The organism is Hydrogenophaga aquatica (assembly GCF_054780915.1).
In genome coordinates this window covers 224734-240201 of sequence record NZ_BAAGVK010000011.1, presented here as the reverse complement: position 1 = coordinate 240201, position 15468 = coordinate 224734, and the positions used below count along the sequence as shown (strand labels likewise).

Here is a 15468-nt window from a genome sequence, read left to right as displayed (position 1 = left end):
GGAGCCCGTCCCATGAACACGCTTGTTTCGGGCTTGCGCCGTGCGCGCAACTCCGAGTTGATCTGGCATCTGCGCCGCTCACCCGAGGCCATGCTTGCAGCCTTTTTGCTGGTGGCCTACGCCGTGATGGCCCTGACTGCGCCCTGGCTGGCGCCACAGAACCCGTTTGACCCAGCGGCGCTGGACGTGCTGGATGCACGTCTTCCCCCGGTCTGGCTGGAAGGAGGGCAGTGGCGCTACATCCTGGGCACGGACGGCCAAGGCCGCGATCTGGTTTCCGTCATGCTCTACGGCTTGCGCATCTCGCTGCTTGTCGGTCTGGCATCCACGGCGGTGGCCATGGCCCTGGGGGTGGCGCTTGGCCTGCTGGCGGGCTACAGCGGCGGTCGGCTGGACGCGCTGATCATGCGCGCGGCCGACGTCCAGCTGAGCTTTCCCGCCATCCTCGTGGCGCTGCTGATCGACGGCCTGTCTCGCACGGTGATGCCGCGCGAGGTCTATGAAGAAATGTCCCTGTACATCGTGGTGCTCGCCATCGCGCTGGCCAACTGGGTGCAATACGCCCGCACCGTGCGCGGCCTGACGCTGGTTGAAAAGGACAAGGACTACGTCAACGCCGCACGGCTCATCGGCATGGGGCGCATCCTCATACTGTGGCGGCACGTTCTGCCGAATGTGCTCAGCCCCGTGCTGGTCATCGCCACGCTGTCCATCGGACTGGCCATCCTCACGGAAGCCACGTTGAGCTTCCTTGGGCTGGGCGTGCCCGCGAGTTCGCCTTCACTGGGAACGTTGATCCGCATTGGCAACGAGGTGCTGTTTTCCGGTGAATGGTGGATCACCGTCATGCCCGGGCTGCTGCTGGTGGGCCTGGTGCTGGGTGTGAACCTGTTTGGCGACTGGCTGCGTGACGTTCTCAACCCTCGGCTGAAATGACATGGAGGAACCAGACATGAATGCTTCTCCGTTGCTGTCGGTGCGCCACCTGCGTGTGGAGATTCCGACGCGGCACGCCCCGCTGATTGCGCTCGATGACGTGAGCTTTGACATCGCGCGTGGCGAGATCCTGGGTTTTGTCGGCGAATCCGGTGCTGGCAAGTCACTCACCGGCATGGCGGTGCTGGGGCTGCTGGACGCCCCCGCCCACGTGGCCTCCGGGCAGATCATCTTCGACGGCGAGGCCATCCAGGCCTTGCCGCCAGCGCGCATGCGTTCGCTGCGCGGCCGCCGCATAGCGGCTGTTTTCCAGGACCCGCTGCTCAGCCTCAACCCGCTGCTCACGGTAGGAGACCAGCTGATCGAAACCCTGTGCACACACCTGCCACTCACCGCTGCAGAGGCCCGGGAGAGGGCGATTGACTGGCTGCGCCGCGTCGGCATCCCGTCACCCGCAGAGCGGGTCGATGCCTACCCGCACCAATTCTCTGGCGGCATGCGCCAGCGTATCGTGATAGCGCTGGCCCTGTGCGCCGAACCGGACCTGGTGGTGGCCGACGAACCCACCACGGCGCTGGATGTGTCGGTGCAGGCACAGGTGCTGGAGCTGTTGCGCCGCCTGTGCCAGGAGCGCGGCACGGCGGTGCTGCTGGTCACGCACGACATGGGCGTGATATCGGAAAACGCCGATCGCGTGGCGGTGATGTACGCCGGCCGCATTGCCGAGATTGGCCGAGTCGAGGATGTAGTGGGACGCCCCTCGCACCCTTACACACACGGTCTGATGCGCTCGATTCCGCCGCTGGACCACACGCCCGATCAGCTCAAGCAGATCGACGGAGCCATGCCACGCCTGTCAGCCCGCCCTGACGGCTGCGCGTTTCACCCCCGCTGCGAACACGCCACCGACATCTGCCGCCAGGAGCGTCCGAAGCTGGTGGAGCACCGCGGTGTCTCGCTGGCGTGCTGGTCCCCGGTGTTTGAACTGCCACCCGTGGCGGAGGCTGCCTGATGAACGCGAATACCCAACCCATGCTGCAGGTGTCGGATCTGACCCGCCAGTTCCAGGCGCAGGGCCGAAAGGTGCGTGCGCTGGCAGGCGTCAGCCTGGACGTGCCTCGCGGCACCACCTTCAGCCTTGTCGGCGAGTCAGGCTGTGGCAAGACCACCCTTGCCCGCATCGTTGCGGGGCTGGACCGCGCCTCATCCGGGAGTGTCCAGTTCGCAGCCGGGCAGGGCGCCCGGCCACCCCGCGTGCAAATGGTCTTCCAGGACCCATACGCTTCGCTCAATCCGCGCTGGAAGATTGGCCGCACGATCGCCGAACCCATGGTGTTCCAGAACCTGCGCCCGGCCGGCCAGACCGCCGCCCGCGTGGCCGAGCTGCTGCAGCGTGTCGGTCTGTCAGCTGCCGATGCAGAGAAGTACCCTCACGAGTTTTCCGGCGGTCAACGCCAGCGCATCTCCATTGCCCGGGCCTTGGCGGGCGAGCCAGACTTCCTGGTCTGCGACGAGCCGACATCGGCGCTGGACGTGTCGGTACAGGCCCAGATCCTCAACCTGCTCAAGCGGCTGGAGGCCGAAGACGGCTTGACCAGTCTCTTCATCAGCCACAACCTGGCTGTTGTGCGTTTCGTCTCCACGACGGTGGGGGTCATGTACCTGGGGCGGCTGGTGGAGGTCGCGCCGACCGAGACCTTGTTCGATGCCCCTCGGCACCCCTACACCCAATTGCTGCTGGGGGCCATTCCACGCGTGGGCCAGGGCCGCCGGGAGGCGGCCGTTCCGACGGGCGATCTTCCCAGCCCGCTTGCCCCGCCTTCCGGATGCACGTTCCATCCCCGCTGCACGATCGCGGCCGAAGTCTGCAAACGGGAAGCTCCCGAGCTGCGCCGCCTGCCCAGTGGCGGGACGGTCGCCTGCCACGCCGTCGCTGGCAGCGTCCAGCCCGTGCGGTTTGTCCCTCGAACCCCTGTGGCCGCCTAGCCTGACCACGTTCCACCCAGAAAGCCTTGACCCATGACCGCCCATCCCATTGACCTGCTGATCGACAACGGCACCGTGTTCACGCTAGACCCGCAGCGCCGCGTTCTGGAAAACGCCTCCGTCGCCGTGAACGGCAACCGCATCGTCGCCATCGGCGACGCCACTGAACTGCGCACCCGTTACCAACCCCGCCAAACGCTGAACGCCCGCCGCAAAGCCGTGCTGCCCGGCTTGATCGACAGCCACGCCCATGCCGGGCACGGCATGCTGCGCACGATCGGCACTGGCGCCGGCACCGGCGCATGGATGCAGGCGGCGGCCAAGGTTTACACGGCTGCGTCCGACGAACAGTTCTGGCACGCGGAAGCCGCACTGGCCTCATTGGAGAAACTGAAGGCAGGCGTGACCACCGGGGTCTCGCTGTTCGGTGGCGGCGATTCCATCATGCGTGTTGACGACCCCAAGTACGCACGAGCCCACTGCGACGCCATAGAAGCCGCCGGCACACGCGCGGTGCTGGCGATAGGGCCCTCCCGGCCCTCGGCGCCGCGCCGGTACACGGACTGGTCTGCTCAACCCCCGACCGAAAGCGAGATCACGCCGGAAACGATGATGGCCGTTTGTGACCAGATCGTGCGCGACAACCACCGCCGCGCCGATGGCCGCCTGCAGATGGCCGTCAACCTGGCAGTCTTTGCGCCCATGCACGACCCAGGGCACGAAGCTCTGCGCCCCCAGTTTGAGCAACAGGCGGCTGATGGGGTCGCACTGGCCAGCCGTTATGGCCTGGGCCTGACACAAGACGGGCATCGCGCGGGCACCATCGCACTCGCACGTGAACTGGGCCTGCTGGGTCCCCGCTCCTTCATGTCCCACAGCATCGACCTGACGGAAGCGGACATCGCTGCAGCCCTGGAAACCGGCACCCACATCGTGCACAACCCCAGCGCCATCATGTCCATCCTCGGGCGCTGCCCGGTGCCCGAACTGATCGAGCGAGGCGTCAATGTGGCGCTCGGCTCCGACGGGTCGGCCCCAGACCGCGGCTACGACATGTTCAGGCACATGTTCCAGGCCATGCACTACCACCGCCGCCATTTCCGGGACCCCGACGTGCTGCCCCACGGCAAGGTGCTCGAGATGTGCACCATTGATGCCGCGCGCGCACTGGGCCTTGCGGACGACATCGGATCGCTGGAAGTCGGGAAGAAGGCCGACATCATCCTGGTCGATTTGTTCAAGCCTCACATGATGCCGATGAACATGCCTTTGACCCGGCTGACCTGTTTTGCTAACGCAGCCGACGTTGACACCACCATCGTCGATGGACGCATCCTGATGCAAGGGCGCCAGGTGCTCAGCGTCGATGAAAACGAGGTGCTTGAACAGGCGCAGGCAGCCTGCGACCGCATGCTCGACCGCAGCGGACTGCGCCATCTGACCGAAATACCCGAGCGCACTTGGGGGCAGGCGCATTACTGAACCAACCACACTCGCTCCCCAACGCGCGCCCTGACAAGGCCGCGTTCGTGAGCACTGCTTCAGGTTCCGATTTGACCGCCAGATTTCACCCCAAAAATCAAATCGACATATATGATATGTTTTTCTTCTCTTAGGAGGAAAACATGAACCAGCTAAAGATTTCGACTCGCCTGGGAGTATTGATTTCAGTTCTTCTGTTGGTCTTGTTGGCTGTGGGCGCTGTGGGTTTGCGTGGAATGCAAAGCGCGAACGCAGGCCTTGAGACGGTCTACGAAGACCGAACGGTTCCCATGGGGCAGTTGCTCGATGTGCAGCGCCTGTTGTTGCGCAACCGAGGGTTGATCGCCCATTCCATCGCACTAGGCACCCCCGAGGTGATCAAGGCCGACGTGGAGCAGGCGAAGCAAAACACCGCCGAGATCAACCAAGTGTGGCAGGCCTACATAGCGACCAAGCACACGCCGGAAGAAGCCAAGACTGCACGAGCCTTTGAGGCGGCACGTGCAGCTTACATACAAGGCTTTCTGGGCCCAGCCCAGGAATTGTTGCTTGCAGGCAATCTGGATGCGGCCCGCGAGCTGCTCAAGGAAAAAGACGAACCCTTGTACGCGGCAGTGCGCAAAGAGATAACTGGGCTGACAGCGTTGCAGCTGGAGGTGGCCAAGCAGGAGTACGAAGATGCGGTCAAGCGCTATCAGTCATCGAGGCTGCTGTCGTGGGCCATCTTCCTGCTCGGTGCGGCGTTTGCGGTGGGCTTCGGTTTGCTGTTGGTGCGTGGTATCAACCAAGGACTGGGCTCGGCCATTGATGCGGCCAACGCGGTGGCTCAGGGTGACTTGACCCGCTCCATCCAGGCCCAGGGCAAAGACGAAGTCGCCCAACTGCTGCAAGCCCTGCAGTCCATGCAGACCTCGCTCGTTCGGGTGGTTGCCTCGGTACGTCAAGGCAGCAATTCGGTCTCACTGGCCAGCGCCGAGATCGCACAGGGCAACCAGGACCTGTCGGGGCGCACCGAGAACCAGGCCAGCGCGCTGGAAGAGACGGCCGCGTCGATGGAAGAGCTCAGTTCCACCGTCAGGCAAAACGCCGACAACGCCCAGACGGGCAACCAGCTGGCGCAGAACGCCTCGGCGGTGGCGGTGCGCGGCGGTGAAGTGGTGTCTCGGGTGGTGGACACCATGCGGGGCATCAACGACAGCTCGCGCAAGATCGCCGACATCATCACGGTGATCGACGGCATAGCGTTCCAGACCAACATCCTGGCGCTCAATGCAGCGGTGGAAGCGGCCCGGGCGGGCGAACAAGGGCGAGGCTTTGCGGTGGTCGCGGGCGAGGTGCGCAGCCTGGCGCAGAGGAGCGCGGAGGCGGCCAAGGAGATCAAGGCGCTGATCGGCGACAGCGTGGAACGGGTGGAGCAGGGCAGCGCACTGGTGGACCAGGCGGGCACAACGATGCAGGAGGTGGTATCGAGCATCCGGCGGGTGACGGACATCATGGGCGAGATCAGCGCGGCCAGCCGGGAGCAGAGCGAGGGCGTGGGGCAGATAGGCGAGGCGGTGCAGAGCATGGACCAGGCGACGCAGCAGAACGCAGCGCTGGTGGAGGAGATGGCTGCAGCAGCCACGAGCCTGAACGGACAGGCGCAGGAACTGGTGCGGGCGGTGTCGGTGTTCCGCCTGGCTCAGGGCACCGGCCAGGAAGCCTGAGTTGCAAGGCCGCGGTGACTGGAATGCATTTTTCCCCTGAAACACCGTTGCTCCAGCCTCAACCACCCGGGGTGTGTTGTCATTACCGGAGGTTGGACAAATACAGGCGCAGCGCGCACACTTTCGCTCAGCCATGTTTGGCGGGACACCTTGCAAGGAGACGCAATGACAACGCAAACGTCGCCTCTTGCACAGCTTGGAGCAATGCCTTTTCTGACAGATGGAGGACTGGAAACCACGCTTGTCTTTCGGGATGGATTGGACATCCCCCTCTTCGCTGCTTTTGGCCTTCTGCGAACGGAGGAGGGGCGTGGCGCACTTTCCAAATACTTCATTGAGTATTTGCGAATTGCCGAGCGTCACGGCTGCGGGATCATCCTTGAAAGTCCGACTTGGCGAGCCAACCCAGACTGGGGATGGCGGCTGGGTTACACGCTCGACGAGTTGGCTGCAGCCAATCGCGATGCGATCAACTTGTTGGGCGACGTCATTGAGCCATTTCGCAACGTGGCGGGCGCCCGCATACGCAGTGGTTGCATAGGGCCTCGTGGCGACGGGTATGTCGCCGATCATGTCATGCCGGTGGCCGAAGCCCAGGCCTACCACTCGTGGCAAATCGGTATCTTTGCCACCACCGAAACAGACATGGTTTGCGCAATGACCATGACGACCGCAGAAGAGGCTTCCGGTGTTGCGCTCGCGGCGAAGAAGCATGACATGCCTGTGGCCATTTCGTTTACCACCGAAATTGACGGGCGTTTACCCAGTGGCCAGGCACTCGGAGAAGCCATCACCCAGGTCGATGCCACCACGGCAGGCTATCCGGCGTACTACATGGTCAACTGCGCGCATCCAGACCATTTTCGGTTTGCCCTGGAATGCGGCGAACCCTGGCTTGAGCGGCTGCGCGGTGTTCGGGCCAACGCTTCTCGGAAGAGCCACGCAGAACTAGATGCCTCTGAAAACCTCGATGATGGCGACCCGGTTGAATTTGGGAAGATTTACGCCGAGATGCGCGCCCGCCATGGGCGCCTCAGCATCCTGGGCGGCTGCTGTGGCACCGATGCGCGACATATCGAAGCCATAGCAACGGCGTGCACACCGTTGTTCACGCGACTTCTGAACTGAGATCTGTTGCGGGGCGAGTAGCAACCGACGGGAATTCACGCGCCCCCACTATTTAACATAATATACATTGTGGAAATTACAGGCCAAGCCGCCACGGCGGGCCTGTGACCCGCAAACCCGCGCCATGCAAGGAAAACGCTTCCGCTACATGTACACCCGCCTGGGCTATACGGCCGCAGACGTGGCGAAGTTTTTGCAGGTGTCTGAGCGCACTGTTCATAACTGGGTGGCGGGATCTGTGCGGGTGCCCCACGCGGCCTACAAGCTGCTGCGCGTCCACCTGCGCTACGAGCTGCCGGGCGATGGCTGGCAAGGCTGGCACTTCAGCGCTGGGAAGCTCTGGACGCCTGAGGGCCATAGCATCCACCCGGTTGAATGGTCTTGGTGGTCGCTGATGGCACGCAAGGCAGCTTCGTTTGAGAAGCTGTACCACGAGAATGGCCTGCTCAAGGCCGAACTGGAGACTTTGCACCACCGACTTCAAGACGGAAACAGCCGGGGGGCCTGCGAGCCGATGAATGACACACGGTGTCATCCAGCGGCACGCTGGCGCGGCAGGAGGGGCCCCGCTTGCGGGGTGGCGCCTGCCGACGCGAAGCGGCGGCTAGATTTATCACTAGGACACTTTGGAACATCACCAGCAAAAGCGGTGGGTTCTCACTCTGAAGAACAACCGGGGGCCCCACTTGTGGGGGCTGGGGGGATGGGGGTGCAGAACCCCCATGCCAACGGTGGCCAGCCAATGACCGTGGCCACGAAGTCCGGGGTCTCTGCACGTCACCGTTTGAACCGTTCCCAGGGAGGCAAATCATGAGTACGAAACCCGCCATCGCGGCCAACCTTCCCCCGGTCGTGACCCGTCAGGACTGCTATTCGTGGCTGTCTGAGGAGGATTTGCAGGCTGAAGTCTGGGTGGCCCTGCGTGGTGCTATCCGCTACATGCAAGAGGAAGACTTCAGTGATCCAGACGATGGGGTCTCGCTGCAGCCTGGGACCGTCTTGGATGCGTCGGATGGTCAACCGCGGGTTGATCGGGCCTATTTCTTTGGGCAACTCATCGAGTTTGTGTACTGGCGTCTGCACCGGTATGCTGAGGCTCAGGGGCTGCGCATGAACGGGTTCACGGATGTGTCTGTGCGTCCTTATGCCTTTGGGGAGCTTCGGGATCGTCTGGACGCCCATCCCTATGGCAAGTACGTCAGTGGCGATGTGCAAACCTTTCACTTCGACACTGAGCGTGAGATGCGGGCCTTCATGAGGGCGAACGGCTTGGCCCGCAAAAAGAATGCCCCCACTGCTGGTTGCAACAGCACGGGGGCGGTGACCAACTTTGGTAGGAGCAAAGCTGATGGAACGGATTGTAGATCGTGACCTCCTTCGTGGGGTGCCTGGCGGCGGATACGACTTCGTGCGCCGGGATTTGGGCAATGGCCACCATGAGTACCGGATACAGGAACTGGTGACCTGGGAGCATGTCGACGTGCTCTCTGATGAGGCCTACGCGGCCTACCTTGAGCAGCGGGAAGCCACGGCTGAGGAACGGCGTCAGGCCAATCTTGAGCGGGCGGCAAAGCGCGCCAAGACCCGTGTGCGGCACCTGTGCAAGGCGTCGGGTGTGGACACCCTCCTCACCCTCACCTATCGGGCCAACATGGTCGATCGGGAGTTGCTCAAGAGGCACGTCAAGGAATTTAACCGGCGCATGAAGCGGTTGATCCCTGGCTTCTTCTATGTGGCTGCATACGAGCAACAGGAGCGTGGTGCATGGCATGTCCACATGGCGGTGCACAGGCTTCCCAGGGAGCTTCAGGCCAGGCCAGGTGTGAAGGTCAAGAGCTTCAACGTCGTCAGGGCTGTGTGGCGTGCGGTCGTGGGTGAGTTGGGCGGCAACATCGACGTGTCAGCTCACAAGCGCAACAGCAAGCGGGCTCCTTCCAAGGTGGCGGCTTACCTGTCCAAGTACATGGTCAAGGCGTTTGCTGATGGTGATGCGTGGTCCAACCGCTTCAGTTCTAGCAAGGGTGTCACGGTGCCCAAGCCTGAGCGCATGCGGTTTGTCGGGTACAGCCTTTGTGAGGTGCTTGAGCTGGTCTTCAATGACCTTCCCCACTACGTAAGCGACCAGCTCACGTGGGGCATGGGGCGGTTCAAGGACTGTGTCTGGCTGATGATTGACCGGAATATCCGAATACCGGGCTTGGCGGCGCTGGATGGCGTGCCATGTGACGAATTCGGCAACCTTGCGTAATTGAGACGGGCTGATCACTGACGGGAACGTCGGTGGCTCGGGTCGTATCACGCCTCGGGTGTAACCGCGTTACCTTCAAATATGGTCAATTCGATCCACAATTGCGCATTTAATTGACCCATGAATTGAAAGAATTTCGGTATGATGCCAATTAATTCACGATATACATTGTAGAAATAATATGGACCAACACAAACAGAAACGGGACCCTCAGGTCCCGTTCCATCTGTCACTTGCAGATACGCTTCAGGCTTCGCCAAAATCCTTGGCCCGTTCATTGGCCCGCAGCTGCTGCTTCAGCACAGACCACAAGGTCCACAGCACCAGGGCCGCACAGAACGCCAGGAAGCCGGCACTGATCGGACGGTCAATGAACGTGGACATGTCACCGCGCGACAGCAACAAGGCGCGGCGCAGGTTTTCCTCCATCAACGGGCCCAGCACGAAGCCCAGCAACAGCGGCGCCGCCTCAAAGCGCAGCACAGCCAGCGCGTAGCCAGCGGCACCGATCAAGGCCACCATGAACACGTCGAACGTGTTGTTGTTCACGCTGTAGACACCCAGCGCGATGAACACCAGGATGGCGGGATACAGCACGTTGTAGGGAATGCGCAGGATAGCCACCCAGATACCGATCAGCGGCAGGTTCAGGATCATCAGCATGATGTTGCCGATACCGAAGCTGACGATCAGGCCCCAGAACAGGTCCGGCTGCTGCGTCATGAGCAGCGGGCCCGGCTGAATGCCGTGAATGATCAACGCACCAAGCATCAGCGCCATCACCGCGTCACCGGGAATGCCCAGAGACAGGGTCGGCACGAATGCGGTCTGCGCGGCGGCGTTGTTGGCGGACTCAGGGGCGGTCACCCCTTCGATGGCGCCATTGCCGAAACGGCTGGGGTCCTTGGCCACTTTCTTCTCGACAGCGTACGAGAAGAAAGACGCGATGGAAGCACCGGTTCCCGGCAGAGCACCGAAGAAGCTGCCAATGCCCGTGCCACGCAACATGGGCATGACGGAGTCCTTGACGTCCTTCTTCGTCGGCATCATGTTGCGCATGGTGATCTTTTCACGCACCTTGGATTCGCGCGGCTGGTTGATGCTGCCGATCACCTCGGAGATGCCGAAGACACCCATGGCGAGAGCCACCAGGTTGATGCCGTCCATCAACTCGGGAACACCGAAATCGAAACGGGCCACCCCGGAGTTCACGTCGGTGCCGACCGTGCCCAGCAGCAGGCCGAACACCACCATGGCCATGCCCTTGGCGGGAGAACCCGACGCCAGCGTGGACGCCGCGACCAGCCCCAGCAACATCATCGAGAAGTACTCCGCCGGGCCGAACTTGAGCCCAAGCTCCGCGATGCTGGGCGAAAACAGCACCAGCATGAGGATGCCCAGCATCGAGCCGACAAACGAAGCAATCGTCGTCATGAACAGCGCCACACCCGCTCTGCCCTGCTTGGCCATGGGGTAACCGTCCAGACAGGCCACTGCCGATGACGGCGTGCCCGGCAGGTTGAGCAGAATGGAGGCCGTGGAGCCGCCGTACTGCGCACCGTAGTAGACGCCAGCGAGCATCACGATCGCGGCGGTTGGCGGAATGTGGTAGGTCACCGGCAGGAGCAGCGAAATGGTCGCCAGCGCGCCGATACCCGGCAGAACACCGATCAGGGTGCCCAGAAAAACGCCTATGAAGCAGTACAGCAGGGTCACGGGCTGCATCGCAGACTGCAGACCGACCCAGAGGCCATTGACTATGTCCATGTTTGTCTCGCGTTGAATTGAACGTTATTGTGAAAACGGCCTGAGACTCAAGGGCTCCAGGGCCAGGTCGGCAGGGTCATGCCCAAACCGAAACTGAACACACCCCAGGTGATTGCCGCCACACCCACGGCAACCAGCACACGGGCACGCCACGTGATCTCGCGGTCGGCCAACGACGACACCAACACCGAGGCGACGGTCGCGAGCACCAGACCGGCTGTCTTGAGCAGGAAGGCAAACACGACAATGCTCAGGGTCACAAGAGCAAAGGTCTTCCACTCGACCTGAATGGCCTCGCCTCTGCGCAACATGGCGGGCAGCGCGATCAGCACGCCCAGCACGGCCAGAACCAGGCCCAGAGCCACCGGGAAATAGCCCGGCCCCATGCGGTGCAACTCACCAAACTCGTAGTTCTGGCTGGCATACCAGGCCGCGAACAGGCCCGCTGCGGTCATCAGCCACCCTCCGACGATGTCCCGTGTGTCTTTGTGTGTCATGTAGTCTCCTGTTGACGTGCTAAGACGTGCCTGAATTGGACAGGCAAACACCCTGGAAGTCTTTACGTAATTGCACGTATCGGCTGAGGCGGGGGTTCATCTTCCCCCAAACCGACCGCGCTTACCAGCTGCCGCGGGGCTGCTGCTTCCTGACGAAGGCCGCAATCGCTTCGGCCACTTCTTCGCGCCCCACGCTGTGGGCGAAGTCAATCGCGCTCAGGCCTTTCTGGTTCCTCAGAAGGGGGTCGGCCCCCTCCTCCAGCAGCAGCTGAACAACCTCTGCGCGGCCGTAGCGTGCGGCCATCATCAGCGGCGTGGAGCCGTTGGGGGAGGCCGCATCGATGTAGGCGTGGCGTTCCAGCATCAGCCGGGTGATCTCCAGCGCCACCCGCTCGCTGTGGGTGGCCGCATAGTGCAAAGGGGTCCAGCCGGGCTTGTTGACGTGGGCCTTGCGGTCGATCAGCGCCTGCACCAGGCGCAATTGCCCCTTGAGAGCGGCCATCATCAGGGGGCTTTCGTCAGCGGGGCTGCGCGCTTCCACGTCCACCGATGGCTGCGCCGCCAGATACCCGGCCACTGCATAAGATTCCTTGGCAATGGCCAGGTAGAGAGGCGGCTCCAGATCGGGGCTGGGCGTGTTGAGGTCGAACCCCAGTGCCTGCAGGCGCTGGACCGTCCTGACGTCATCACGCTCCAGCGCGCGGAAGAAAGCTTCGTACGAACCAGCGCCAGCCGCCGGAAAAGACCCAAGAAAAAACACAACAAAAACAAAGTTTTGAAGAATTTTCTTGATGTATTTCATGCGATTTGAATCTGTACTGGATCACGCTGCGGCCAAGGGGCGCGTGGCACTGAACAGGGCATGGAAGTTGCCGGTGGTGACCCTGGCCACCTCCTCCACCGGGACGCCCTTGATCTCGGCCAGCTGGGCCGCTACGAAAGGCACCAGGGCGGGCGTGTTGGTCTTTCCCCGGTATGGCACGGGCGCCAGGTACGGGCTGTCGGTTTCAATGAGGCAACGCTCCAGCGGCACGAATCCCGCCACTTCGCGCAGATCGGCAGCATTGCGGAAGGTCAGAATGCCCGAAAACGAAATGTAGAACCCAAGATCCAGCGCGGCGCGCGCCACGTCCATCGACTCGGTGAAACAGTGGAATACGCCTCTGGACACAGGCCGGGCCCCGGCGCCGCCACCGCCAAAGCCCCCCTCTTCCCGCAGGATGGCCAGCGTGTCGTCGGACGCGCTGCGGGTGTGGATCACGAGTGGCAAGTCGGTGATGCGCCCTGCCCGGATGTGCACGCGAAACCGCTCGCGCTGCCACTCCATGTCGGCCAGGGTGCGGTCACCCAGGCGGTAATAGTCCAGCCCCGTCTCGCCAATGCCCACCACGCGCGGCAGCGCGGCATGCTGCACCAGTTCGTCCACGGTTGGCTCGTGCACGTCTTCGTTGTCGGGGTGCACACCCACCGTGGACCAGAGCCGGTTGTTCTGCGTGGCAAGGGCATGCACCTGGGGAAATTCCTCCATGGTGGTGCAGATGCACAGGGCTTCGTCCACCCGTGCGGCGCTCATGGCATCCAGGATCACGGGCAGCTGGGACGAGAGCTCGGGAAAGCTCAGATGGCAATGGGAATCGACAAACATGAAAAAGAATCAAACCGTCTGTGTCGGCCGGTCGGAGGCCAGGTGAGCACCCAGGATTTCCTCGATGCGGGCCTTCAGCATCCTGGACTTGTCATCAGAGGGAAACCGTATGCCTATGCCCTGCGTGCGCGAACCGGTCGTGCCTGCAGGCGTGATCCACGCCACCTTGCCTGCAATGGGGTAGCGCTGCGGGTCGTCCGGCAGCGTAAGAAGCACGTAGACATCCATGCCCAGGCGGTACTCGCGCGCCGAAGGCACGAAGATGCCGCCGTCGGAGAACATCGGTATGTAGGCCGCGTACAACGCGCCCTTTTCCTTGATCGACAGCTGTATGACCGTGGGGCGCGCAACCGAACCGGCAGCGTCATGGGTGCTCATGCCGGTTAGTGTAGCGCCAGAGCGTCGCGGGCGCGGACGGCCCAGGCTTCCTGCAACAAGGCCGCGCTGAAAGGATGCTCCAGCGTCCGGGACGCCTGGCGCAGCCACCGGTGCCACTCGTTCAGTGCCGCCGCGGCCGGTACGGGCGGCAGGTCATCGGTTGCAAAAAAGCGGGGCACCCCGCCAGCGCCCGCCACCATCAGGTCGTGGCAGACCTTCTGCATCACATCCATTTGCCGTGCGGGCGACCAGGACGCCATGAGGGAAAAGTCCCCTTCGGCCAGCGCCTTGGGCAGGCGGGCCCAGACCGATGCGGGCACGCCCTGCCGCACCCAGTCCAGCGCATCGTCGGGGCGGCCGCCAGCGGCACGCAGCCACACTGCCAGGTCTGCGGCCGAAAGCTTGGCCCCGGCCTGCTCCGCCGCACTCAGCAGCCATGCCGACGCCTGCTGCGCCGAAGGCCAGAGCATCGTGTGCGTCAGGCACCGGCTGCGAATGGTGGGCAACAGGGCGTGGGCAGCCTCGGTGGCGAGGATGAAGCGCACGGCGCCCGGCGGCTCCTCAAGCGTTTTGAGCAGCGTGTTCGCCGATTCGACGTTCAAACGCTCGGCCGGGTAGATCAACACCACCTTGGTATCGCCCCGCGAGCGTGTGAACTGGGTGAAAGCCACCGCTTCGCGCGTGGCGTCCACGCGAATGAACTTGCTGGCCTTGATTTCCTTCTTGTCGATCTTGTCCTGGGTCTTTTCGTCCAGCGGCCAGCCCAGCTCCATGCAGAGTGTTTCCGGCATCAGGACGAACAGGTCAGGGTGTGTGCGCACGTCGATGGCATGGCAACTGGCGCACACCCCGCAAGCGCCGGTGGACGTGGGGCTCTCACACAGCCAGGCACGTGCCAAGGCCAGGGCCAACGGGTATTGCCCCAGCCCCGGCGGCCCCGACAGCAGGATCGCGTGCCCGCGCTGCTGCCTGAGCTGGTCCAGCTGCGCCTGCAGCCAGGGCGCCAGCACCCCGCCGTCAGCCGCTTCGGCGGTTTCGCCGGTCATGCCAGCAGCCCCCGCTGTCGGCACACCGCCAGAACCGATGCCCACACCTGCTCCACAGACTGGCGGGCGTCGATGCGCGCAAAGCGTGCCGGGGCCTGCGCCATGCGTTCGCCATAACCGCCAGCCACGCGGGCAAAGAAGGCCTGCGGCTGGGCCTCGAACTTGTCTGGGTTCCGCACACCGGAAAGCCGCGCGGCGGCCACGTCAGGCGAAACGTCAAACCACAGCGTCAAGTCGGGCTGAAGGACGCCATGGCCATCCGCGCGTTCCTGCACCCAGCCCTCCAGGGCACGCAGAACATCCAGGTCAAAGCCCCGCCCGTAACCCTGGTAGGCAAAGGTGGCGTCGGTGAAGCGATCGCACAGCACCACATGCCCTTGCGCCAGTGCGGGCTCAATCACCTGGCGCAGGTGTTCGCGCCTGGCGGCAAACATCAGCAAGGCCTCGCTCAGCGGGTCCATGGCTTCGTGGAGCAGCAGCTCCCGCAACTTCTCGGCCAGCGGCGTTCCCCCGGGCTCCCGCGTCAGCGTCACGGCATGGCCCTGCGCCCTGAAGGCCTCGGCCAGAGAGGCAATGTGCGTCGACTTGCCTGCGCCGTCGATGCCTTCGAAAGTGATGAAGCGTCCGGAATGGGTCATGAGCAATCTCG

16 protein-coding genes are annotated in these 15468 nt (G+C 63.2%); 9 read left to right on the top strand and 7 right to left on the bottom strand.

From position 1 onward, the window contains the following. The first annotated feature begins 12 nt into the window (after positions 1–12). The 9 genes from ACYVHH_RS08560 (at position 13) to ACYVHH_RS08520 (ending at position 9486) form a co-directional block, all read left to right on the top strand. A complete protein-coding gene (locus ACYVHH_RS08560; RefSeq protein ID WP_460564716.1) occupies positions 13–936 on the top strand; it encodes an ABC transporter permease in 924 nt (307 codons plus the stop codon). Between the two features lie 16 nt (positions 937–952). Beyond that, complete coding sequence (locus tag ACYVHH_RS08555) at positions 953–1948, top strand: ABC transporter ATP-binding protein (RefSeq protein ID WP_460564714.1); 996 nt, start codon at positions 953–955, stop codon at positions 1946–1948. Then, positions 1948–2922, top strand: coding sequence for an ABC transporter ATP-binding protein (locus ACYVHH_RS08550; RefSeq protein WP_460564713.1), 975 nt, complete (start codon positions 1948–1950; stop codon positions 2920–2922). Before ACYVHH_RS08555 ends, ACYVHH_RS08550 begins: the two co-directional genes overlap by 1 nt. Positions 2923–2955: 33 nt before the next feature. Beyond that, positions 2956–4404, top strand: coding sequence for an amidohydrolase family protein (locus ACYVHH_RS08545; protein WP_460564712.1), 1449 nt, complete (start codon positions 2956–2958; stop codon positions 4402–4404). Positions 4405–4547: 143 nt separating this feature from the next. Continuing rightward, positions 4548–6110 (top strand): methyl-accepting chemotaxis protein, encoded by a 1563-nt coding sequence (locus ACYVHH_RS08540; RefSeq protein WP_460564711.1) that lies wholly within the window; start codon positions 4548–4550, stop codon positions 6108–6110. Positions 6111–6275: 165 nt separating this feature from the next. Beyond that, on the top strand, positions 6276–7238 hold the full coding sequence (locus ACYVHH_RS08535; RefSeq protein ID WP_460564710.1) for a homocysteine S-methyltransferase family protein: 963 nt from the start codon (positions 6276–6278) through the stop codon (positions 7236–7238). Positions 7239–7362: 124 nt separating this feature from the next. Continuing rightward, the gene (locus ACYVHH_RS08530; protein WP_460564709.1) at positions 7363–8052 is read left to right on the top strand and encodes a VC1465 family Xer recombination activation factor; all 690 of its coding nucleotides are present in this window, start codon (positions 7363–7365) and stop codon (positions 8050–8052) included. Further along, a complete protein-coding gene (locus tag ACYVHH_RS08525; protein WP_460564708.1) occupies positions 8049–8609 on the top strand; it encodes a hypothetical protein in 561 nt (186 codons plus the stop codon). The genes ACYVHH_RS08530 and ACYVHH_RS08525 overlap by 4 nt, the downstream gene beginning before the upstream one ends. Beyond that, on the top strand, positions 8587–9486 hold the full coding sequence (locus ACYVHH_RS08520) for a rolling circle replication-associated protein (RefSeq protein ID WP_460564707.1): 900 nt from the start codon (positions 8587–8589) through the stop codon (positions 9484–9486). Before ACYVHH_RS08525 ends, ACYVHH_RS08520 begins: the two co-directional genes overlap by 23 nt. Positions 9487–9732: 246 nt before the next feature. On the opposite strand, the gene ACYVHH_RS08515 is transcribed toward ACYVHH_RS08520, so the two are convergent. The 7 genes from ACYVHH_RS08515 to tmk form a co-directional block, all read right to left on the bottom strand. Next, positions 9733–11253, bottom strand: coding sequence for a tripartite tricarboxylate transporter permease (locus tag ACYVHH_RS08515; protein ID WP_460564706.1), 1521 nt, complete (start codon positions 11251–11253; stop codon positions 9733–9735). 47 nt (positions 11254–11300) lie between these two features. Next, a complete protein-coding gene (locus tag ACYVHH_RS08510) occupies positions 11301–11750 on the bottom strand; it encodes a tripartite tricarboxylate transporter TctB family protein (protein WP_460564705.1) in 450 nt (149 codons plus the stop codon). Between the two features lie 121 nt (positions 11751–11871). Beyond that, the gene (locus ACYVHH_RS08505; protein ID WP_460564704.1) at positions 11872–12552 is read right to left on the bottom strand and encodes an ankyrin repeat domain-containing protein; all 681 of its coding nucleotides are present in this window, start codon (positions 12550–12552) and stop codon (positions 11872–11874) included. Between the two features lie 21 nt (positions 12553–12573). Beyond that, positions 12574–13395 (bottom strand): TatD family hydrolase, encoded by an 822-nt coding sequence (locus ACYVHH_RS08500; RefSeq protein ID WP_460564703.1) that lies wholly within the window; start codon positions 13393–13395, stop codon positions 12574–12576. A 9-nt stretch (positions 13396–13404) separates the two neighbouring features. Beyond that, a complete protein-coding gene (locus ACYVHH_RS08495; RefSeq protein WP_460564702.1) occupies positions 13405–13773 on the bottom strand; it encodes a PilZ domain-containing protein in 369 nt (122 codons plus the stop codon). Between the two features lie 5 nt (positions 13774–13778). Continuing rightward, positions 13779–14819 carry a DNA polymerase III subunit delta' gene (locus ACYVHH_RS08490; RefSeq protein ID WP_460564701.1) on the bottom strand — a complete coding sequence of 347 codons (1041 nt, stop codon included), beginning with the start codon at positions 14817–14819 and terminating at the stop codon, positions 13779–13781. Next, positions 14816–15457, bottom strand: coding sequence for a dTMP kinase (gene tmk / locus ACYVHH_RS08485; protein WP_460564700.1), 642 nt, complete (start codon positions 15455–15457; stop codon positions 14816–14818). The genes ACYVHH_RS08490 and tmk overlap by 4 nt, the downstream gene beginning before the upstream one ends. Positions 15458–15468: the final 11 nt, after the last annotated feature.

What these genes read in the sequence shown, in the direction of transcription:
- ACYVHH_RS08540 (WP_460564711.1), top strand. Translation starts at nt 4,548, where the DNA reads ATGAACCAGCTAAAGATTTCGACTCGCCTGGGAGTATTGATTTCAGTT.
- tmk (WP_460564700.1), bottom strand. Translation starts at nt 15,457, where the DNA reads ATGACCCATTCCGGACGCTTCATCACTTTCGAAGGCATCGACGGCGCA.
- ACYVHH_RS08515 (WP_460564706.1), bottom strand. Translation starts at nt 11,253, where the DNA reads ATGGACATAGTCAATGGCCTCTGGGTCGGTCTGCAGTCTGCGATGCAG.
- ACYVHH_RS08520 (WP_460564707.1), top strand. Translation starts at nt 8,587, where the DNA reads ATGGAACGGATTGTAGATCGTGACCTCCTTCGTGGGGTGCCTGGCGGC.
- ACYVHH_RS08525 (WP_460564708.1), top strand. Translation starts at nt 8,049, where the DNA reads ATGAGTACGAAACCCGCCATCGCGGCCAACCTTCCCCCGGTCGTGACC.
- ACYVHH_RS08505 (WP_460564704.1), bottom strand. Translation starts at nt 12,552, where the DNA reads ATGAAATACATCAAGAAAATTCTTCAAAACTTTGTTTTTGTTGTGTTT.
- ACYVHH_RS08535 (WP_460564710.1), top strand. Translation starts at nt 6,276, where the DNA reads ATGACAACGCAAACGTCGCCTCTTGCACAGCTTGGAGCAATGCCTTTT.
- ACYVHH_RS08500 (WP_460564703.1), bottom strand. Translation starts at nt 13,395, where the DNA reads ATGTTTGTCGATTCCCATTGCCATCTGAGCTTTCCCGAGCTCTCGTCC.
- ACYVHH_RS08490 (WP_460564701.1), bottom strand. Translation starts at nt 14,819, where the DNA reads ATGACCGGCGAAACCGCCGAAGCGGCTGACGGCGGGGTGCTGGCGCCC.
- ACYVHH_RS08560 (WP_460564716.1), top strand. Translation starts at nt 13, where the DNA reads ATGAACACGCTTGTTTCGGGCTTGCGCCGTGCGCGCAACTCCGAGTTG.
- ACYVHH_RS08545 (WP_460564712.1), top strand. Translation starts at nt 2,956, where the DNA reads ATGACCGCCCATCCCATTGACCTGCTGATCGACAACGGCACCGTGTTC.
- ACYVHH_RS08555 (WP_460564714.1), top strand. Translation starts at nt 953, where the DNA reads ATGAATGCTTCTCCGTTGCTGTCGGTGCGCCACCTGCGTGTGGAGATT.
- ACYVHH_RS08550 (WP_460564713.1), top strand. Translation starts at nt 1,948, where the DNA reads ATGAACGCGAATACCCAACCCATGCTGCAGGTGTCGGATCTGACCCGC.
- ACYVHH_RS08510 (WP_460564705.1), bottom strand. Translation starts at nt 11,750, where the DNA reads ATGACACACAAAGACACACGGGACATCGTCGGAGGGTGGCTGATGACC.
- ACYVHH_RS08495 (WP_460564702.1), bottom strand. Translation starts at nt 13,773, where the DNA reads ATGAGCACCCATGACGCTGCCGGTTCGGTTGCGCGCCCCACGGTCATA.
- ACYVHH_RS08530 (WP_460564709.1), top strand. Translation starts at nt 7,363, where the DNA reads ATGCAAGGAAAACGCTTCCGCTACATGTACACCCGCCTGGGCTATACG.